Below are 21222 nucleotides of genomic sequence, written 5' to 3'. Positions count from 1 at the left end.
GCGGCGCCCGCCGCCCGGGAGTCTTACCTAAGAGAAACACGCCATGAATCTGTCCCAGTTCCTGCTCATCTTGCGCGCGCGCTACAAGATCATCCTGGCCACCGTACTGGTGACGGTGGTCACCACCTTCGTGGTCAGCAAGCTGCTGCCCAAGACCTACACGGCCAGCTCCTCCGTTCTGCTGAACGCCAAGGGCGTGGACCCGATCACCGGCCTCAGCATGCCAGGCCAGATGCTGCCCGGCTACATGGCCACCCAGGTCGACATCATCACCAGCAAGAACGTCGCGCTGCGCGTGGTGGACCGCCTGAAGCTGGCCGAGAGCCCGGCCGTGGTGGAACAGTTCAACGACGCCACCGGCGGCGCCGGCAGCGTGCGCGACTGGCTGGCCGACCTGCTGCTGCGCAAGATCGAGGCGATGCCGGCCAAGGAGAGCAGCCTGGTCGAGATCAGCTTCAAGGGTTCCGACCCGCAGTTCGTGGCGGCCGTGGCCAACGCCTTCGCCGAGGAATACCAGCGCCTGAGCATCCAGCTCAAGGTCGACCCGATGAAGAAGGTGTCGGTCTACCTGAATGACCAGATCAAGATCCTGCGCGACAACCTGGAGGCGGCGCAGGGCCGCCTGTCCAAGTACCAGCAGGAGCACGGCATCGTCAGCGTCGACAACCGCCTGGACGTCGAGTCGGCGCGCCTGAACGACCTGTCGTCGCAGCTGGTGGTCGCGCAAAGCCAGCTGATCGAGGCCAGCTCGCGCCGCCACGTGGCCTCCGGCCAGGCCGGCGAGTCGCCGGACGTGGCCAACAACCCGCTGATCCAGAACCTGCGCATGGCGGTCAGCAACGCCGAGGCCAAGTTCGCCGACGTGTCCCAGCGCCTGGACAAGAACCACCCGCAATACCAGAGCACCAAGGCCGAGCTGGACAAGCTGCGCGCCGAGCTGGCCAGTCAGATCAAGGCGACCTCCAACTCGGTCACCAACAGCGAGCAGATCATGCGCCAGCGCGAGGCCGAGATCCGCGCCGCCCTGGCGGTGCAGAAGACCAAGGTGCTGGAACTGAACCGCACCCGCGACGAGATGGGCGTGCTGCTGAAGGACGTGGAGAGCGCCCAGCGCGCGTTTGACTCGGCGGCCCAGCGCTCGTCGCAGACCCGCATCGAGGGCCAGTCGGAGCAGGCCGACATCGCCATCCTGAACCCGGCCGTGGTGCCGACCCAGCCGAGCGGTCCGAAGGTGCTGCTGAACACCGCGCTGGCGCTGGTGCTGGGCACCATGCTGGGCGTGGGCCTGGGCCTGGTGGCGGAGATGCTGGAACGCCGCCTGCGCTCGACCGATGACCTCAGCGACGTGCTGGGCATCCCCGTGTTCGGCGTGCTGGACATGCACGCCAAGCGCAAGCCGCGCTTTGGCGGCTCCCAGTTGTTGTTGTCGCGCCGCCTGCGTTTGAACTAATGAAAGACACTGCCATGAATTCTCCAATGTCGATTCCGACCATGCCAAGCTCGGCCGATTCCAGCATCGGCGGCATCCTGCTCGCCTCGGGCAAGATCACCCCAGAGAGCGCCGAGCGCGTGCTGCGCATGCAAAAAGAACTGGGCATCCGCTTCGGCGAGGCGGCCCAGCGCCTGGGCCTCATCACCGAGGCCGACATCCAGCAGGTGCTGGCGCGCCAGTTCGACTATCCCTACCTGCAGGCCGGCGAGAACAAGTTCTCGGAGGAGCTGCTGGCGGCGTATCAGCCGTTCAGCCCGCAGGTCGAGCAGCTGCGCGCGGTGCGCAGCCAACTGATGCTGCGCTGGTTCGCGCGCGGCCGCAAGTCGCTGGCGGTGGTGCAGGTCAACGAGTCGGACGGCGCCAGCATGTTCGCCGCCAACCTGGCCGTGGTGTTCTCGCAACTGGGCGAGAACACGCTGCTGGTGGACGCCAACCTGCGCAAGCCGTCGCTGCACACGGTGTTCGACCAGCGTCCGGGCCAGGGCCTGTCCGACATCCTGGCCGGCCGCGCCGACATCGGCGCGGTGACCCGCATCCCGAGCTTCGTCTCGCTGTCGCTGCTGGGCGCCGGCACCCTGCCGCCCAACCCGCAGGAGCTGCTGGGGCGCGCCGCCTTCAGCGCGCTCAACGCCCAGCTCGAGGCCAACCATGACGTCACGCTGTACGACGTGGCGCCGTTCGCGCTCGGCGCCGACGCGCTGGCGGTGGCCGCGCGCGCCGGCGGCGTGCTGCTGGTGGGCCGCAAGGACCACACGCTGCTGGCCGACATCAACACGGTGGCCGAGGAAATCCGCCACAGCGGCGCCGAGGTGGTCGGCGCGGTCATGATCGACAAGTGAGATGAGCCACGTCATGAGCAACGGCGCCGCCCTGCACTCGGCCGCTGCCTGGAAGCAGCGCGTGTCGGCCTGGTGGCCGGTACAGCTGGGTCTGCTGATCATGTATCTGCCGACCCTGTACGACCTGCTGACCGGCATCTGGACCAACGAGAACTACGCGCACGGGCCCATCATCCTGGTCCTGTCGATCTGGCTGCTGCAGCGCCAATGGGGCGACATGCAGCAGCAGGCGGCCGGCAAGGCGCCGGCCACCCGCGGCGGCTGGGCGCTGGTGGGCTTCGCGCTGCTGCTGTACATCATCGGCCGCTCGCAGGACATCCTGATGTTCGAGATGGGCTCGTTCATCGTGATGCTGGCCGGCCTGATGCTGATGGTCTACGGCGGCGCGGCGCTCAAGCGCCAGTGGTTCCCGTTCTTCTTCATGTTGTTCATGATTCCGCTGCCGAGCGTGATCGTCGACAGCGTCACCATGCCGATGAAGATGGCGGTGTCGTACGCCACCGAGCACCTGTTGTTCTGGCTCGGCTACCCGATCGCCCGCACCGGCGTGGTGCTGCAGATCGGCCAGTACCAGCTGATGGTGGCCGACGCCTGCGCCGGCCTGCAGACGCTGCTGACGCTGGAGTCGCTCGGCCTGTTCTACCTGAACGTGGTGCGCCACACCTCGGCGTTCCGCAACATCGCGCTGGCGATCCTGATCATCCCGATCTCGTTCACCGCCAACGTGATCCGCGTGATCACGCTGACCCTGATCACCTACTACTTCGGTGACGCCGCCGGCCAGGGCTTCCTGCACGGCTTCGCCGGCATGGTCCTGTTCATCAGCGCGCTGCTGCTGATCCTGGGCCTGGACACCTTCCTGCAATATATCGTGCGCCGGCGCCAGCCGGCCGCGCGCGAGGCCGCACTATGAACAAATCCGTACGCAACCTGGTGTTGTTGGGGCTGATGGTGTGCTCGTCGGCCATGGCCATGGTGCTGCGTCCGACGCAGCGCATCGCCGACATGGGGCCGGCGGTCAACCTGGAAACGCTGGTGCCGCGCCAGTTCGGCGACTGGGTGGTGGACGACAAGGTGGTCTACCAGCAAGTCAGCCCGGACGTCAGCGCCGCGCTGGCCAAGATCTACACCCAGGTGCTGACCCGCACCTACGTCAACAAGGCCGGCTACCGCATCATGCTGAGCGTGCCGTACGGCGCCAACCAGTCGGACGGCCTGGCCGCGCACGACCCGGAGGGCTGCTACCCGGCGCAGGGCTTCCAGATCATGTCCAAGGGTAAGGACGTGCTGAGCCTGCCGCAGGGCCAGCTGCCGATCCGCCGCATGGAGGCGCTGAGCGGCGCCCGCCACGAGATGGTGAGCTACTGGTTCACGGTCGGCGAGCACGCCGTCAACAGCGACTGGGACCGCAAGAAGCAGCAGATGCGCTACGCCGTGCGCCGCCAGGTGCCGGACGGCCTGCTGGTGCGCGTTTCCTCGATCGACGGCAACGCCGACGACGCCTACGCGGTGCAACAGGAATTCATCCAATCCATGCTGCGCGTGCTGCCGCCCGATGCGCTGGCGCGCGTGGCCGGGCTGGGGCCGAACGCCGACTAAGCGCGGCCGGCGCGCCGCCGGCCCGGTTCACCCCATAGTTTTAAGGACAGTAACTTGAGAACCCTCTCTACGACATATCGCAGCCGCACGAAGGGGAATTGGACCCTGGCGGCCCTGCTGCTGGGCGGCCTCGGCCTGGCGCTGCTGTTCGGTCTGGTCGCGGTCACCGGCAGCCCGCTGATGGTCGGCCTGGCCGCCGCCATGATCGTCGGCCCGCTGCTGCTGCTGGTGCCGGAGCTGACCATCTGGGTGCTGCTGATCGTCGGCCTGGTGCTGGGCATCCTGACCGGCAGCCCCAAGTTCAGCAAGCTGGCCTGGGGAGCTTCGCTGTTGAGCATGCTGCTGCTGCCGCCGGCCCTGATCAACATGATGTGGAGCAAGGAGCGCCGGTTGCCGACCTTCATGAAGCTGGCCGTGCTGTTCCTGGTGTACGCGGTGCTGGCGACGGCGGTGCGCTGGTATTCGCTGGGCGAATTCATCGCCGGCTTCAAGCGTTATTTCCAGGCCTTTGGCCTGATGCTGGCGCTGAGCCTGATCGTGTTCCCGCCCGAGGCCTACGAGCGCTGGAAGAAGTTCCTGCTGGTGGTGGCGCTGCTGCAATTCCCGTTCGCCGCGTTCGAGCTGTTCGTGCTGGTGCCGATGCGCGGCGGCTTGGCGCATGGCAGTGACGCCACCGACGTGGTGGCCGGCACCTTTGGCGCCAACCTCGACGGCGGCAGCCCGAACGCGGTGATGGTCATGTACCTGTTTATCGCCGTGGGCTTCCTGTTCGCGCGCTGGCGCGCCGGCCTGCTCAAGACCGGCCGCCTGTTGCTGCTGACGGCCATCTGCATGGCGCCGCTGGGCATGGGCGAAACCAAGATCGCCGTGGTGATGCTGCCGCTGGTGGGCCTGAGCCTGCTGCGCAAGGATTTGATGAAGGCGCCGCTGCGCTATCTGCCCGCCTTGCTGGGGATGGCGCTGGTGACGATGGCGCTAGGCTATATCTACGTGGTGGTGATGATGAAGAGCACGCCGGCCGAGGTGATCGCCACCTCGCTGCGCTATAACATGGGGGACCAGGGCTATTCGGCCGGCATGGTGCTGAACCGCTACACCTCGATGACGTTCTGGTTCGGTCGCCAGGGCGACGACATGGTCAGCTTCTTGATCGGCAACGGCCTGGGCAGCTCGTTCTCGTCGCTGACCTCGAACGGCCACATGGCGCTGAAATACCTGAACTACGGCATCAACATGACCGCGATTTCGACCCTGCTGTGGGACGTCGGTATGATCGGCTGCCTGCTGTTCGTGGGCATCCTGGTCAGCGCCTGGTTCGCCGCCGGCCGCCTGCACAACGAGGTCAGCGATCCCGGCGTGAAGGCCGACGCGCTGGCCATCCAGGCCGCCATCGTGCTGTTCGGACTGGGGCTGGTGTATGCCGACTCCATCGTCAACCTGGTGTCGCTGGAAATCGTGGTGGCGCTGGTGCTGGGCTACCTGGCCTACCTGATGAATGTGCACGGCTTGCTGCGCACCAAGGTCGCGGTGAGCGCCCAGGTGCCGCGTTATGCCTGATCAGCCGATGCGCCTGCTGTACCTGACGGCGGAAGGCTGGCCCACCCACCGCGCCGACCTGATCGCCCTGTTCGGCAAATACCTGCCGCGGCTGGGCATCCACAGCGACCTGTTGACCGAGCAACTGCAAGCGCCGGCGCCGGACTGGCCCGGCGGCGAGGCGCTGCTGTGCCAAGCGCCGCGCGGCCGCGCGGCCCAGTATTTCGTCAAGCTGTGGCATGGCCTGCGCGGCCTGGCGCGCATGGACGCGCGCCGTTACGACGCGATCCAGGTGCGCGACATGTCGGTCACCGCCGTGGCCGGCCTGCTGGTGGCGCGCCTGCGCGGCCTGCCGTTTTACTACTGGCTGTCCTATCCGCAGTCGGAAGGGCAGATCGACCGCGCGCTCAAGCGCGGCCTCAAGGGCGGCATGCGCTTCTGGTTCCCGCTGCTGCAGGGCCATGTCGGCAAATGGCTGCTGTACCGGCTGGTCCTGCCGCGCGCCGACCACGTGTTCGTGCAAAGCCGGCAGATGCAGCTGGACCTGGCCGCGCGCGGCGTGCCGATGGACAAGATGACGCCGGTGCCGATGGGCGTCGACACCGAAGTGGCCGGGCCCGACCAGGTGGCCGCCAGCACCGATCCGCGCCTGCGGGGCCGGCGCGTGCTGGCCTACCTGGGCGTGATGGACCCGGTGCGCCAGATCGACGTGCTGTTCCACATGCTGCTGATCGTACGCCAACACTATCCGGACGTGCTGCTGGTGCTGGCCGGCGACACCGAGGATGCCGCCCACCACGCCTGGCTGCAGGCCGAGCTCGAACGCCTGGACCTGACCGGGCACGTGCTGTGGCTGGGTTGGCGGCCGGCGGCCGAGGCATGGTCCTACGTGCGCGCCGCCGAGCTGGGCCTGTCGCCGTTCCCGCGCGGCTACCTGCTCGACAGCGCCTCGCCGACCAAGGCGGTGGAATACATGGGGCTGGGCCTGCCCGTGGTGGTCAACGACAATCCCGATCAACAACAGGTGGTGCGCGAAAGTGGCGCCGGCCGTTGCGTGCCGCTGGACGCCGGCGCGTTCGCGCAGGCGGTGATCGAGCTGCTGGCGCAACCGGAAGCGATGCGCGAGATGGGCCGCAAGGGTCGCGACTACGTGCTGCGCCAGCGCGGCTACGACAGCATCGCGCGCGCCGTGGCCGCGACCTATCGCCGGCTGCAGGCCGAGCGCGCGCCAGTGGAAAGCACGGCATGAAAAAACAGATGGTGATGATGCTGGCCGGCGTGGTGCTGCTGTCGGCCCAGGCGGCGGACGGCTGGCGCCCGCTGCGCGACAATTCGCTCATGGTGGCGCCCGGCAGCGTGCTGGACTTCTCGGACCTGCTGCCGACGCCGCCGGCGCCGGTGACCGAGCGCCTGGTGGTGACCCCGGGCGGGCAGCTGGCGCGCGCCGGTTCGCCGTCGCGCCCGCAGCGCTTCCTGATGGCCTCGGCCGGCTTCGACCCGGCCACCGGCGCCTTCCCGGACCGCATGACCACCGACCTGTACGTCAAGCAGCTGCGCATGCGCGGCTACAACATGCTGCGCCTGCACTTCACCGACGCCTCGCTGATGGCCGGGCGCCAGGCCGACTTCGATTTCAACCCGACCCAGCTCGACCGCATGCACTACCTGCTGGCGGCGCTGAAGAAGGCCGGCATCTACTACATCGTCGACGGCATGACCGCCGACACCGGCGGCTACGGCAACAACGGCATGACCCGCCCCGTCAGCCTCAAGCAGCGCGTCTACTACGACCCCGAGGCCCAGGCGCACTGGAAAAAGCTGGTGGAGAAAATCTACGGCACGGTCAATCCCTACACCGGCATCAGCACGCTGGCCGATCCGGCGCTGGCCGGCATCATCCTGGTCAACGAGGGCGGGCTGGAGTTCGTCACCCGCGGCCGCGTGGCGGACGAGCTGCGCGAGCCGTTCGCGGCCTGGCTGCAAAAGAAATATCCGGGTTCCGGCGCGCTGTCCAAGGCGTGGAAGAGCGATCTGGCGGCCGGCGAGGCGCTGGAGGCGAAGTCGGTCGGCTTCCTCAAGCAGTCCGCATGGAACAGCCCGCGCATGGCCGACACCCAGCAGTTCTACGTGGCGCTGCAAAAATCCACCGCCGACTGGATGACCCAGCACCTGCGCCAGCTCGGCTACCAGGGCCTGGTGACGGCGTACGACAACTGGCCATCGCCGGCGGCCCATCTGGCGCGCGCGCAGTTCGACTGGGTCGACCTGCACGCCTACTTCTCCGAACCGAGCAAGTTCGTCTCGCCCGGCTCGGTGATGCGCCAGGACAGCATGATCGGGGAGGGCGGCCGCTACATCACCGAGCTGGCGACCGGCAAGCAGCTCGGCCGCGCCTACTCGGTGTCCGAGTACGGCCAGGTGTTCTGGAACCGCTATCGGCGCGAATCGGCGCTGGCCCTGCCGGCCTACGCCGCCTTCCAGGAATGGGACGTGATCGCACAGCACAACGCGCCGGTCACGCTCAGCTACGCCGAGCGCGGCGGCCGCAAGGACCGCATCTATCCCTTCATGGTCGGCCCCGACCCGGTGGCGCGCGCCGGCGAGACGCTGGCCGCGCTGCTCTACCTGCGCGGCGACGTGGCGCCCGCCAAGTCCACCGTGGCCTTCCAGCTGACCCCGTCGTACGCGTTCGAGGACAATCCGTTCTACGGCAACCTGGCCATCGACGTCGCGCGCATGGCGCTGGTGACCGGCTTCGCGCTCGACACCGGCGCGCGCGCCGGCGCCACCGCGCGCTACGAGGCCTCGATCAAGCCGGGCGTCGGCAGCATCGTGCTCAGCGGCAGCAACAAGACGGTGGACGCGCCGGCCAGCGTGACCGAGAAACTGGGCGCGCTGGCGCGCGACTATGGCGGCAAGCTGGGCGACAAGGTCGACAACAGCCGTCCCGCCATCCTGGCGCGCATCAGCCGCCGCCTGGCCGCGCTGCGCGCCGGCGGCCTGCTGCCGGCCGCCAACACCAGCGACGCCATGCAAGGCATTTACCAGAGCGACACCGGCCAGCTGTTGATGGAAGTGCAGCGCCGCCGCTTCAGCGTCACCACGCCGCACACCGAGGGCGTGGTGTTCGACACGCCCGAGCCGCAAACCTTGCGCCAGCTGAGCGTGCAGGAAGCGGACGGCCCCGCCATGGTGGCGGTGTCGTCGGTGGACACCCAGCCGCTGGCCTCCAGCCAGCGCATGCTGCTGGTGCTGGCCACCGACGCGCGCAACTCCGGCATGCGCTTCGAGGATGCCGCCGAGACCACGCTGCGCGAGCTGGGCACCGGTCCGGTGCTGCTGCAAAGCCGCCGCATCAAACTCACCCTGGACAACGCCAACGCCGCCAAGCTGAAGGTGTACGCGGTCGACCTGCGCGGCCAGCGCGGCGACCTGATCCCGACCACGCGCGACGGCCAGCGCCTGACCTTCACACTGGACACCGGGGCGCTGACCCAAGGCCCGACCACCTATTTCGAAATCACCTCCAAGGATTAAGGCCGTATGATAGCCATCGCTTTCCCGCAATTTTATGGCGTGCACGGGATTGCCCGTTATGTCGACTCCTTCCTGGCCAACCTGCCGGCCGGCCACCCACCGGTGTACCTGGTGACCGGCGACGATTACCAGACGCCGCGCAGCTATCCGGGCGTGGAGATCATCCACCTGCCGCTGCGCGGCGGCCGCTTCAGCCTGTTCACCTGGGCCTGGCAGGCGCGCAAGGTGCTGACCCAGCTGCACCGCGAGGGCAAGATCCAGTGGGTCAACTTCCACTTCCCGCCGCTGATCCCGGGCCTGTTCCTGCCGCCGCACATCCCCATGGTGCTGACCGCGCACACCACCTACCTCGGCATGTCGGGTGACTTTTACCCGGTGCGCCATTTCGACAGCCAGTGGAAAGGCCTGTCGCTGACCATCAAGAAATGGATGGAGCAGCGCATCTTCGCCCACAGCGCCAAGGTCATCACGCTGACCGAGCAGGGCCGCCAGGAAGTGCAGGCCTATGGCTACCGCGGCCCGATCACGGTGATCCCGAACGGCGCCGACACCCGCAAGTTCCAGCCCGACGACAGCGTGGCCAAGGACATCGACGTGCTGTTCTCCGGCCGCATCGAGCGCCGCAAGGGCAGCGTGCCGATGGTGCGCCTGTGCCGCGAGCTGGTCGCGGCCAAGCCCGACATCCGCATCTGCATCGTCGGCTACGGCGAGGATGACGCCTGGGTCCAAAGCGAGCTGGCGCCGCTGGCGGCCAACGTCACCCTGACCGGCAAGGTGCCGTTCGAGCAGATGGTGAACTACTACCGCCGCAGCCACGTGTACGCCGCCACCTCGTACTACGAGGGCTTGCCGGGCACCTGCCTGGAGGCGATGGCCATGCAGCTGCCGGCCGTGGTGTGGGACTTCCTGTTCTATCGCGGCCTGGTGACCGAGGGCGTGACCGGCGCGCTGGCCGCGCCCGACGACTTCGCGGCCATGCGCGACAAGATCGTGGCGCTACTGGCCGACCCGGCCCGCGCCGCCGAGCTGGGACGCAATGGCCGCCGGTTGCTGGAGACCGACTACAGCTGGACCGTGCTGGCGCGCCAGGTGCTGGCGGTGTTTGACGGAGCGCGCGCGTGAGCAAACCATTGCGTGTGATGATGCTGGGCCTGCGCGGCTTCCCGGGCGTGCAGGGCGGGGTGGAAACCCATGCCGAGCACCTGTGCCCGCGCCTGGCGGCGCTGGGCTGCGACGTGACGGTGCTGGCGCGCAAGCCCTACCAGCTGCCGGACACCGGCCCCGTGTGGCGCGGCGTGAAGTTCGTCTCGCTGTGGGCGCCCAAGTCCAAGGGGCTGGAGGCGATCGCGCACAGCATGCTGGGCGTGCTGTACGCGGCCTGGCGCCGTCCCGACATTCTGCACATCCAGGCCATCGGACCGGCCATCGTCACGCTGCCGGCGCGCCTGCTCGGCTTGCGCGTGGTGGTGACCCACCACGGCCCCGACTATGACCGCCAAAAGTGGGGCGGCTTCGCGCGCTGGGCCCTGCGCACCGGCGAGCGCTGGGGCATGCGCCTGTCGCAGGGGCGTATCGTGATCTCGCGCGTGATCGCCGCCATCGTGCGCGACAAGCACGGCCGCGACAGCACGCTGGTGCCCAACGGCGTGGTGCTGCCGGCCTTGCCCGAGGCCACCGACACGCTGCAAAAATTCGGCCTGGAAGCCGGCAAGTACGTGGTGCTGGTCAGCCGGCTGGTACCGGAAAAGCGCCATCTGGACCTGATCGACGCGTTCGAGCGCGCCGCGCTGCCCGGCTGGAAGCTGGCCATCGTCGGCGGCTCGGACCACCCGGACGAGTACCAGCGCGCCGTGCTGGCGCGCGCCGAGGCGTCGCCTGCCATCGTCTGCACCGGTTCCCAGGGCGGGGCCGCGCTGGCGCAACTGTATGGTCATGCTGGCATGTTTGTCTTGCCGTCATCACATGAGGGCTTGCCAATTGCGCTGTTGGAGGCGTTGTCGTATGGCTTGCCGGTGATCGCCAGCGACATTCCTGCCAACTTGGAAGTTGGTTTGTCGCAAGAACACTACACTCCGCTTGGCGACGTGGCGGCGCTGGCCGAGCGCATGAAAGCGTTTGCGGCGCAACCCAACTCCGATCAACTGCGCGCACAGCGGCGCCAGTGGGTCAGTGGACGCTACGACTGGGACGCCATTGCCGCCGCCACGCTGGACGTGTACAGGCAGGCAAGTGGCTTGGACAAGCGCTAACCCTGTTTGATTTGTATCATTGTTTATAAGTATAGTTGCGGCCCGGATATAAGTAATTCTTCGCTGGTTATTGCCGAAAATTGGATGTAAACTCGATTTACTTGCCCAGTCCGGGCCCTAAAAAAAAACATTCAGTCCCACGTCCCAACGTTCACAGCATGACTCGAAATGACGGCGCGGCTTCGCACGGCGTTTCCCGCTACTTCGAAACAGGAGTTTTAAATGAATAAAATCGCGTCGCTATTGCTGGCAGCATTACCACTTGTCAGTTTTGCGCAGGATACCTGGGCTCCTGTCAAAGACGTATCGTTGCAGATCAGCTCTGGTAGCATTCTCGACTTTTCCTCGCTGGCGCCGCCGGCCGTGGCCATCACCAGCCCGCTGATCGTCAAAAACGGCCAGTTCGCCGTCGCCAGCGCACCCACCGTGCCCAAGCGTTTCCTGATGGCCTCGTCGGGCTTCGATCCGGCCACCGGTGGCATTCCCTCCAAGGCCAAGACCGACCTGTACATCCAACAGTGGCGGTTGCACGGCTATAACATGGTGCGCCTGCATTTTGTCGACTCCATCCTCATGGATAACCGACTGAGCGACTTCGACTTCAATCCTACCCAGCTGGACAATCTGTATTACCTGCTGGCGCAGATGAAAAAAAACGGCATCTATTACATCATGGACGTGATCACGTCCGGCAATGGCGGCTACGGCAACATCACCAAGCGCTGGATCGATTCCAAGTACCTCACGAAGCGCGTGTTCTTCGATCCGGAAGCCCAGGCGCACTGGAAGAAGATGGTCGACAAGCTGTTCGCCTCGATCAACCCGTACACCGGCACGAGCCTGCTGAAGGACCCCGCGCTCGCGGGCCTGATCCTGGTCAACGAGGGGGGCAGCATCTTCGTCAACCGCTATGGCTTCTCGCCAGGCTTGACGCCATTGTTCAACGCCTGGCTGAAAAAGAAATACGGCACCACCAGCGCGATGGCCACCACCTGGAAGACCGAGCTGAAATCGACCGAGACCATCGAGGCCAACACGGTGGCGCTGGCCTCCCTCTCGGCCGGCTCGACCCCGCGCATGGCTGACACCCTGCGCTTCCTGACCGAGCTGGAGAAATCCACCGCCGACTGGATGACCGCCTATCTGCGCCAGGACCTTCCGAACTACGGCTACAAGGGCTTGGTCACGGCCTACGACGCGTGGGTGTCCGCGCAGTCAACCGCGTCGCGCGCCCAGTTCGACTGGATCGACATGCATAGTTATTTCGCCGGCGCGCCTAGCAACTTCACCGACCCCGGCTCGGTAGGCAGCCAGGACAGCATGCTGGCCACCTGGGGACAGTACATCGTCGACCTGAGCACCAGCCGTGTGTATGGCAAGGCGTTTACGGTGTCGGAGTATGGCCAGATCTTCTGGAACAAGTTCCGGCGCGAAACCGGCCTGGCGTTGCCGGCAGTGGCCGCGTTCCAGCAATGGAGCATGATCTCGCAGCACACCGGAGCCGTCATCCTGGGCTATGACGAGGGTAGCGGCCGCAAGGACCGTATCTATCCCTACATGGTCGGTCCCGACCCGATCCAGCGCGCCAATGAAACGCTGGCGGCGCTGCTGTTCCTGCGCGGCGACGTGTCGCCGGCGCGCCGCCGCTATGCGATCAAGATGACGCCGGCCAACGTGGACGTGAGCACCCCATACACCAACGTCAACTTTGACATGCGCCGCATCAGCATGATCAGCCAGATCGGCATCGACTACAACGGCACCGCCGCCGGCCGCAACCTGTACGACGCGGAACTGATTCCCAACAACTACCAGTTGAAGGTGATCTACAACCCGAGCCTCGACCCGGCGCTGGCCAAGACGCCACTTGACTCGGCCTCGTCGACGCTGCTGTCGGCCCCGACCACGAACACACCATGGGTGGCCCCGGCCGAGTCCAGCGCCACCGGCAACTGGGACCTGGACGTGTTCAACAACCGCGTGACCAGTATGCGCAAGGCCGCCACCGGGACCGGCAACGCACCGCACCTGTTTGACATCACCAATGCGCGCGACAACGTGGTCTCCGGCGTGTTCCAGAGCGATAGCGGCCAGCTCAACGTGGACGCCTCCCGCAAGCGCATGATCGTCAAGACCCCGCGCACCGAGGGGGTGGTGTTCGCCACGCCGGAAGCGCTGACGATTGGCAGCCTGCGCGTCAACACCGCCAGCGGCCCGGCCCTGGTGTCGGTCTCGTCGATGGATGGCCAGCCGATCGGCACCAGCAAGCGCATGCTGGTGATCTTTGCCACCGACGCCCGGAACACCAACATGAAATTCTCGGACGCCAACGAGACCACCATGCTGGACAACGGCACCGGCCCGGTCCTGATCAAGACCGGCAACGTCAACCTGACGCTGACCAACAGCAACGCCGGCACGCTCAAGGTGTACTCCAACACCCTGAACGGCGTGCGCAAGGACCTGATCGCCTCCACCGTGAGCGGCGGCACGCTGAGCTTCACGCTGGATACGTCCAAGCTGTCGCACGGCCCGACCACCTACTTTGAAATCGTCGCGCCTTAATTGTCCGACCCGCCCGGCCGCCTTGCGCGGCCGGGTTTTCTCCTTCCGCCAGCGCCTCGCGCGCACTTAATTTCCCCTCCGCAATGCCTGCGCCATGAACATGGACGTTTGGGCAACATTTCGATTGACCATGCCGTGGGTAGCGGCGATACTATCGGCAGTGACCAGCGATCGCCGGTGGGATGACAGAAACCGCATGTCTTGCGCAGTCGGGCCTGGTCAACGCGACAGCGGGCGGGCGCCTTGGCCGCCGGCATGCCGTCCGCCGTGGGCGGCCGCTGTCCGGCCGGCACGGGCCGGCGCGTGAGGGTCTTGCTGAGTTTCTGCGTGGCTGGGAGGCCATTTCCCGTTGGACCAGTACAACCGGGCGTTGGGCATGGCCGGGAAAGCCCGCGTCCGCCTCGCCTGTGCGCGGGGACGGATGGCGCGTGTGTGGATAACTGCAGAAATCACAGGATAAACAAGTATGAAACAGATGGAATTAATTTCTCAGTTGCAAAAAAATGCCGGCGAGGTGCTGGATCGTTACATCCAGCCTGGCCAGAAGGTGGCCGTCATCGACTTTCCCCACCACGCCAACGCCGGCGACTCCTATATCTGGCTGGGCCAGATCGCCTACCTGCAGCAGCGCGGCGCCAGCATCGAATACATCTGCTGGCACGAAGCCTTCGATCCTGCATTGATCAGGCGCGTGATCGGCAACGACGGCCTGGTGCTGTTCCACGGCGGCGGCAATTTTGGCGACCGCTGGCCGGAACCGCATAAGCTGCGTCTCAAGGCGCTGCGCGAGCTCAAGGGCTGCCGCATGTTGCAGTTCCCGCAGACCGTGCGCTTTGACAACCCCGCCAATATCGCTGAAACGCAGCAGGCTATCCGCGAGCACGGCCAGTTCGTGCTGCTCACGCGTGATCAGGTCTCGGACCGCCAGGCGCGCGAATACTTCGGCGACAGCTGCGCCATCCACCTGTCCCCCGACATGGCCTTCTTCATCGGCGCGGTGACGCCGCAGCGTCCGCAGTCCGACGGTTTCGTGCTGGCACGCACCGACATCGAGGCGGCCGGCGCCGGCGCGGTGCGCCACCTGCCGTTGGAGCGCCTGCCGGGCCGCTGGCTAAGCGACGACTGGCTGGCGTCGGACTGGTTCGAACAAAAGCTGTCCAACCAGCTGTGCAAGTTCAACACGCGCTGGAACCGCCACGCCGTCGGCCGCAAGCTGATGGTGGGCCTGGCCAACATGACCGCGCAGGCGCGCCTGCAGCGCGGCATTCGCCTGCTGTCGCAGGGCAAGGTGGTGCTGACCGACCGCCTGCACGCCCACATCCTGTGCCTGCTGCTCAACAAGCCGCACGTGGTGCTGGACAACGACTACGGCAAAATCTCCACCTTCCACCAGGCCTGGACGCATCCGTCCGAGATCGCCGTGTTCGCGCGCGACTTCGACGACGCGGTGGCCAAGGTCGGCCAGCAGGAAGCGGCTGCGGTGGCCTGATGGGGAAGCCTGTGCATATCGTGATCGCCACCTGGTTCTACGAGGGGCAGCCCGGTTACCTGGATTTCAAGTACCGCATCAAGGCGCTGGCCGAGCGCTACCGCGTGACGCTGCTGCTGCGCAACGCCTTCTTTGAAAAGGAATTCGAGGGCCTGCCGCTGGAAACCCGCGTGTTCAGCACCAAGGGCACGTCGGTGCTGGACCAGCTGCGCTTCATGCGCGCCTGCGCGCGCTTCTGCCGCAGCCAGCCGGTCGACCTGGTGGTGCTGCTCGGCTCGCAGCTGGCGATCACCGCCTACGGCCTCAAGGGCTTGCCGACCCTGCTGTACTGGAACGAGCATCCCACCCATTTCTTCTTCCCGGACTACCGCCACCCGATCAAGCGCCTGGCCTCGCGGTTGCTGCTGCGCCTGAACTACGCGGCCGCCAACCGGGTCAGCAAGGTGATGCCGATCGGCGAGGCCCACCTGGAAGACCTGTTGAACCACGGCGTCGATCCACGGCGCGCCGAACTGATCTACATGGGCGTGGAGGACCGTTTCGGCTTCCTGGCCCAGGTCAACCGCGCTGCCGCGCTGCGGCTGGTGTACACCGGCACCGTGATGCGCGAGCGCGGCCGTGACGTCATGCTCGAAGGCCTGGCGCTGGCGCGCCAGCAGGGCCACGACGCCACCCTGACCATCGTCGGCGCCGCCGAGGACCAACTGGCGTATTGCCGCCAGCGCGCCGCCGAGCTCGGCATCGCCGAGCACGTGCAGGTGGTGGGACGGGTGCCGGGCAGCGAGATCCCGCGCTACCTGGCCGACGCCGACGTCGGCATCTGCATCTGGGAAGACCGCATCTGGTGGCGCTTCAACCCGCCCACCAAGCTGTTCGAATACCTGGTGGCCGGGCTGCCGGTGCTGGGCAGCCGCATCCGCACCCACTCGGACTACGTGGTCGACGGCCGCAACGGCTGGATCTTCGACTACGACGCCCAGGCCTTCGCCAACGTGATCGGCACCGTGGCCGCGCAGCGCGCGCAGTTGCCGGCGGTGTCGCAGGCGGCGCACGCGTCGGGCAAGAAATACCTGTGGTCGGCGCTGGCGCCGCAATTCCTCGGCCTGGTCGACCGCACACTGACTGAACAACAAGGAGCATCGTCATGAAAATACTGGTAACGGGCGGCATGGGCTACATCGGCTCGCACACCTGCGTCGAGCTGAGCAAGGCCGGCCACGAGGTGGTCATCCTCGACAACCTGTGCAACGCCAAGGCCTCGGTGCTGCCGCGCATCGAGCAGATCAGCGGCCAGCGCTACACCTTCGTGGAGGGCGACGTGCGCGACCGCGCAGTGCTGGAACAACTGTTCGGCCAGCACCAGATCGACTCGGTGATCCACTTCGCCGGCCTCAAGGCCGTGGGCGAGTCGGTGGCCGAGCCGCTGCGCTATTACGACAACAACGTCGGCGGCACCGTGGCGCTGCTGGAGACCATGGCCAAGTTCGGCGTCAAGTCGATCGTGTTCAGCTCCTCGGCCACCGTGTACGGCGATCCGGCCTCGGTGCCGATCCTGGAAAACTTCCCGCTGGGCGCGACCAACCCCTATGGCCGCAGCAAGCTGATGGTGGAGGAGTTGCTGCGCGACCTGGCGCGCTCGGACGCCGCCTGGCGCATCGCGCTGCTGCGCTACTTCAACCCGGTGGGCGCCCACGAGAGCGGCCTGATCGGCGAAGACCCGAACGGCATCCCCAACAACCTGCTGCCGTTCGTGGCGCAGGTGGCGGTGGGGCGCCGCCCGCAGCTGTCGGTGTACGGCAACGACTACCCGACCCCGGACGGCACCGGCGTGCGCGACTACATCCACGTGGTCGACCTGGCGCTGGGCCACGTCAAGACCATCGACAAGCTGCAAAGCGGCCCGGGCGTGTACACCTACAACCTGGGCACCGGCCGCGGCTACAGCGTGCTGGACATGGTGCGCGCGTTCGAGCAGGCCAGCGGCCGTCCGGTGCCGTACCAGATCGTGGCGCGCCGTCCGGGCGACATCGCCGCCTGCTACGCCGACGCGGCGCTGGCCGAGCGCGAGCTGGGCTGGAAGGCCGAGCGGGATATCCACCAGATGTGCGCCGATTCCTGGCGCTGGCAATCGCACGCCGGCTAAGCGCCGGCATGACTATGAACTGAACGAGAGGGTGTAATGCAAAAAGAAAATGTCAGTAGCGCTGTTCCGCGGATCGCCGTGGTGCTGCCAGCCTACAATGAAGAGCTGACCATCGCCGATACCATCCGGGACTTCGCCACGCATTTGCCGGAAGCCCGTATCTACGTCATCAACAACAACTCCAAGGACAAGACCGGCCCCATCGCGCGCGAGGTGCTGGCCGGCCTGGGCAACGCCGGCGGCGTGATTGACGAGCTGCGCCAGGGCAAGGGCAACGCCTTGCGCCGCGCCTTCCACAGCATCGACGCCGACGTCTACGTGCTGGCCGACGCCGACATGACCTATCCGGCCAGCCGCGCGCGCGACCTGATCGCGCCGATCGTGGAAAACCGCGCCGACATGGTGGTGGGCGACCGTCACTCGGGCGGCCACTACGCGCGCGAGAACACCCGCTCGCTGCACGGCTTCGGCAACGCGCTGGTGCAGCACGCGGTGAACACCCTGTTCAGCGCCAAGCTGGTCGACATCATGAGCGGCTACCGCGTGTTCAGCCGCGCCTTCGTCAAGAGCTACCCGATCCTGGTCGAGGGCTTCCAGATCGAGACCGACATGACCCTGCACGCGCTGCACAAGCGCTTCCGCATCGTCGAGATCCCGGTCGAGTACAAGGATCGCCCGGCCGGCTCGTTTTCCAAGCTCAACACGCTGTCGGACGGCGCCAAGGTGATCTTCACCATCGCCCAGATCCTGCGCTACTACCGCCCGCTGATGTTCTTCGGCTCGCTGGCCTTGCTGGCCAGCCTGCTGGGTGTGTTGTCGGCGGTGCCGGTGCTGATCGACTGGTTCTCCTACAAGTACATCTACCACGTGCCGCTGGCCGTGCTGGCGGCCAGCCTGGAGATCTTCGCCATCGTGCTGCTGGCGATCGGATTGATACTCGACTCCCTCAGTCACCAGCAGCGCCTGCAGTTCGAGCGCAGCCTGTTGGCGGGCACGGATGCCTACCGTAGCTGAACGCGGCGGCCGCTGGCCGCTGCTGACGCAGTTCTGGACTGAGCGCACCCCGCGTGCGCGCAGCGGGCTGTTGGCCGCGCTGACGGTGCTGCTGTTCTTCATCAATCTGGGCCTGCATTACCCGGGCACCATGAACAACGATTCATGGCTGCAGTATGGCGAGGTGCGCTCCGGCATCTATACGGACTGGCATCCACCTGTCATGGCGGTGTTGTGGACTTTGCTGGACCGCGTAATACACGGGCCGGCGCCGATGCTGATCCTGCACTTGGGGCTGCACTGGCTGGGCCTGGGCTTGCTGGCGGACGGCCTGGCGCGCGCTGGCCGCGTGCGGACCGCTTTATTGGTGGTGCTGGCCGGGGCCTTTCCGGTACTGGTGTTCTACAACGGCGGCATCTGGAAAGACGTCGGCATGGCGTCGGCATTGATTGCCGGTTTCGGCCTGCTGGCCTGGTATCGCGTGCAAGGGCGACGTCCGCCGCTGGCGGCCTTGGCGACGGCCTTGTTGCTGCTGGCTTACGGCGCGCTGGTGCGGACCAACGCCGTGTTTGCATTGGGCCCCTTGCTGCTGTTCCTGTTCTTTGACAAACCGGAGCGCAAGTTGTGGGCGACCGTGCTGTGGTCGGCGCTGATTACCGTGCTGGCAGTAGCGATTTCCGGCGTCATCAATCATCGGGTGATCGGCGCGCAGGATTCCGGCGCCGTCAACTCCCTGCAATTATTTGACATGGCCGGCATCGCCCGCCAGTCTGGTGATGCCGGTGTGTTGCCGCCAGTCGCCGGACTGCGTCTGGCGGACGTGCAACGCTGCTATACCCCGTATTTCTGGGATACCTTCAGCCCGTGGGGATATTGCCGCGAGGTGTCCGAGCGGCTGGGACCGACCGGTTCGCCGGCGCGCCAGGAACTGGGTCGGCAATGGATGCATGCCGTGCTGAGCCACCCGCTGGCTTATCTCGACCATCGCCTGCGTGTGTTTAATTCCGAAATGTTCTTCCTGGTGCCGGCAAAACACTGTCGCTATGCGCCCGGCTGCGGCGTCGAGGCGCCGTGGGTCTATCCCTGGAGCCGCGCCAGCGCCGCCGAGGTGGCGCGCGAAGTGCGCGCCGACTACATCAAGAAGAACTTCCTCGGCTGGCCCATCGTCTGGGTCGCGGCAGGTATTGCCTTCTGGTTGATGGCGCGCGACGGCCGCAGCAGCGTCGCCGGCCGCGCCGGGCTGGCCTTGCTGGTGTCGGGCGAGTTGTATCTGCTGGCTTACGTTGTGGTCGGGGTGGCCTCGGATGTCCGTTATGCTTATTGGAGCATCCTGGCCATTTTGCTATCCGGCCTGTTGCTGGCGCCTCAGATGCACTCCACGCTGCGCCAGCGCCATCCGGTGGTGCTGGTCAGCGCGGTCCTGCTGGGGCTGGTCCTGCTGGGTGGTTTTGCCGCCCGCCTGACCGATTTCCGCGGCTTGTTGTAGGCCGGGGTGCGCATTTGAGCCAACACGGCGCTCATTGCCACCCGGAGTGTTTTAAGATGCTGTGACATTAAAAAAATTTGGGAGTTACGACATGAAAGCGATGATACTTGCCGCAGGCAAGGGAACCCGGGTGCGGCCACTGACCTACGACCTGCCCAAACCCATGATCCCCTTGCTGGGCAAGCCGGTGATGGCCTACCTGATCGAGCACCTGGAAAAGTACGGCATCAAGGAAATCATGGTCAACGTGTCCTACCTGCACGAGAAGATCGAGGATTACTTTGGCGAGGGCCACCAGTACGGCGTGCAGATCGGTTATTCCTTCGAGGGCTACACCAACGACGACGGCGAGGTGGTGCCGCAGCCGATCGGCTCGGCCGGCGGCATGAAGAAGATCCAGGATTTCGGCGGCTTCTTCGATGAAACCACCATCGTGCTGTGCGGCGACGCCCTGATCGACCTCGACCTGAAGTCGGCCCTGTTCGAGCACAAGCGCAAGGGCGCGATCGCCTCCGTCATCACCAAGGAGGTGCCGTGGGACAAGGTGTCCAGCTATGGCGTGGTGGTGACCGAGGCCGACGGCCGCGTCAAATCGTTCCAGGAAAAGCCATCGCAGGAGCAGGCGCTGTCCAACTTCGCCAGCACCGGCATCTACATCTTCGAGCCGGAAGTGCTGGACCTGATCCCGTCCGGCACCACCTTCGACATCGGTTCCGACCTGTTCCCGCTGCTGGTGGAGAAGGGGCTGCCGTTCTACGCCCAGACCCGTCCATTCAACTGGATCGACATCGGCACCGTGCGTGACTACTGGGAAGTGTGCCAGGACGTGCTGATGGGCGAGGTGGCCCACATGGACGTGCCCGGCATCCAGATCAACGACGGCCTGTGGGTCGGCCTCAACACCAGCATCGACTGGCACGGCACCCGCATCGAGGGGCCGGTGTACGTCGGCTCCGGCACCCGCATCGAGTCGGGCGTGACCATCATCGGCCCGACCTGGATCGGCCATGGCAGCCACATCTGCAAGGACGCCACGGTCGAGCGCAGCATCCTGTTTGAATACACCCGCATCCTGCCGGCGGTGGAGTTGAGCGAGATCATCGTGTTCAAGGAGTACAGCGTCAACCGTGCCGGCGAGATGAAGCACATCTCCGAATACGAGCCGGATGCCTGGGCCAACGCCCGCGACCGCCGTAACAAGCGGCGCAGCAAAGAGGGCGGCGGCACGGCCGCCTAAGCGGAGCGCGGCAAACAAAAAGGGCGACCATGTGGTCGCCCTTTTGCTTTGTGTTGC

At 66.1% G+C, this 21222-nt stretch carries 16 protein-coding genes; all 16 read left to right on the top strand.

What is annotated here, in order from left to right:
* Window positions 1-43 precede the first annotated feature (43 nt).
* Window positions 44-1450, top strand: a complete 1407-nt coding sequence (gene epsF, locus FHW83_RS22755) for a chain length determinant protein EpsF (RefSeq protein WP_176648643.1) — start codon at window positions 44-46, stop codon at window positions 1448-1450.
* A 14-nt stretch (window positions 1451-1464) separates the two neighbouring features.
* Window positions 1465-2331 carry a chain length determinant protein tyrosine kinase EpsG gene (gene epsG / locus FHW83_RS22750; RefSeq protein WP_176648642.1) on the top strand — a complete coding sequence of 289 codons (867 nt, stop codon included), beginning with the start codon at window positions 1465-1467 and terminating at the stop codon, window positions 2329-2331.
* A gap of 13 nt (window positions 2332-2344) precedes the next feature.
* Entirely contained in the window at window positions 2345-3244 is a 900-nt protein-coding gene (gene xrtB / locus FHW83_RS22745; RefSeq protein WP_176648641.1) for an exosortase B, read from the top strand.
* Complete coding sequence (gene epsI, locus FHW83_RS22740) at window positions 3241-3930, top strand: exosortase-associated protein EpsI, B-type (protein WP_176648640.1); 690 nt, start codon at window positions 3241-3243, stop codon at window positions 3928-3930. Before xrtB ends, epsI begins: the two co-directional genes overlap by 4 nt.
* Before the next feature lie 54 nt (window positions 3931-3984).
* Window positions 3985-5487: a hypothetical protein gene (locus FHW83_RS22735; RefSeq protein ID WP_176648639.1), complete on the top strand. Its 1503-nt coding sequence runs from the start codon at window positions 3985-3987 to the stop codon at window positions 5485-5487.
* Window positions 5480-6715, top strand: coding sequence for a glycosyltransferase family 4 protein (locus FHW83_RS22730; RefSeq protein WP_218106413.1), 1236 nt, complete (start codon window positions 5480-5482; stop codon window positions 6713-6715). The genes FHW83_RS22735 and FHW83_RS22730 overlap by 8 nt, the downstream gene beginning before the upstream one ends.
* A complete protein-coding gene (locus FHW83_RS22725) occupies window positions 6712-9003 on the top strand; it encodes a hypothetical protein (RefSeq protein ID WP_176648638.1) in 2292 nt (763 codons plus the stop codon). Before FHW83_RS22730 ends, FHW83_RS22725 begins: the two co-directional genes overlap by 4 nt.
* A gap of 6 nt (window positions 9004-9009) precedes the next feature.
* Window positions 9010-10125, top strand: coding sequence for a glycosyltransferase family 4 protein (locus FHW83_RS22720; protein WP_176648637.1), 1116 nt, complete (start codon window positions 9010-9012; stop codon window positions 10123-10125).
* Entirely contained in the window at window positions 10122-11252 is a 1131-nt protein-coding gene (locus FHW83_RS22715) for a glycosyltransferase family 4 protein (protein ID WP_218106412.1), read from the top strand. The genes FHW83_RS22720 and FHW83_RS22715 overlap by 4 nt, the downstream gene beginning before the upstream one ends.
* A 309-nt stretch (window positions 11253-11561) precedes the next feature.
* Window positions 11562-13817 (top strand): hypothetical protein, encoded by a 2256-nt coding sequence (locus FHW83_RS22710; protein WP_176648636.1) that lies wholly within the window; start codon window positions 11562-11564, stop codon window positions 13815-13817.
* A gap of 466 nt (window positions 13818-14283) precedes the next feature.
* Window positions 14284-15306 carry a polysaccharide pyruvyl transferase family protein gene (locus tag FHW83_RS22705; RefSeq protein ID WP_218106411.1) on the top strand — a complete coding sequence of 341 codons (1023 nt, stop codon included), beginning with the start codon at window positions 14284-14286 and terminating at the stop codon, window positions 15304-15306.
* On the top strand, window positions 15306-16454 hold the full coding sequence (locus FHW83_RS22700; RefSeq protein WP_218106410.1) for a glycosyltransferase family 4 protein: 1149 nt from the start codon (window positions 15306-15308) through the stop codon (window positions 16452-16454). The genes FHW83_RS22705 and FHW83_RS22700 overlap by 1 nt, the downstream gene beginning before the upstream one ends.
* Window positions 16451-17449, top strand: a complete 999-nt coding sequence (galE, locus tag FHW83_RS22695) for a UDP-glucose 4-epimerase GalE (RefSeq protein ID WP_176648633.1) — start codon at window positions 16451-16453, stop codon at window positions 17447-17449. The genes FHW83_RS22700 and galE overlap by 4 nt, the downstream gene beginning before the upstream one ends.
* A 36-nt stretch (window positions 17450-17485) precedes the next feature.
* Window positions 17486-18463, top strand: coding sequence for a glycosyltransferase family 2 protein (locus tag FHW83_RS22690; RefSeq protein WP_176648632.1), 978 nt, complete (start codon window positions 17486-17488; stop codon window positions 18461-18463).
* A complete protein-coding gene (locus FHW83_RS22685) occupies window positions 18447-19928 on the top strand; it encodes a hypothetical protein (RefSeq protein WP_176648631.1) in 1482 nt (493 codons plus the stop codon). Before FHW83_RS22690 ends, FHW83_RS22685 begins: the two co-directional genes overlap by 17 nt.
* 91 nt (window positions 19929-20019) lie before the next feature.
* Window positions 20020-21165, top strand: a complete 1146-nt coding sequence (locus FHW83_RS22680) for a sugar phosphate nucleotidyltransferase (protein WP_176648630.1) — start codon at window positions 20020-20022, stop codon at window positions 21163-21165.
* The last annotated feature ends 57 nt before the right edge of the window (window positions 21166-21222 follow it).

The organism is Duganella sp. SG902, from assembly GCF_013376005.1.
Taxonomy (GTDB): domain Bacteria; phylum Pseudomonadota; class Gammaproteobacteria; order Burkholderiales; family Burkholderiaceae_D; genus Rugamonas.
The sequence above is the reverse complement of the archived record's forward strand: the minus strand, read 5'-3'. Positions and strand labels throughout refer to the sequence as shown.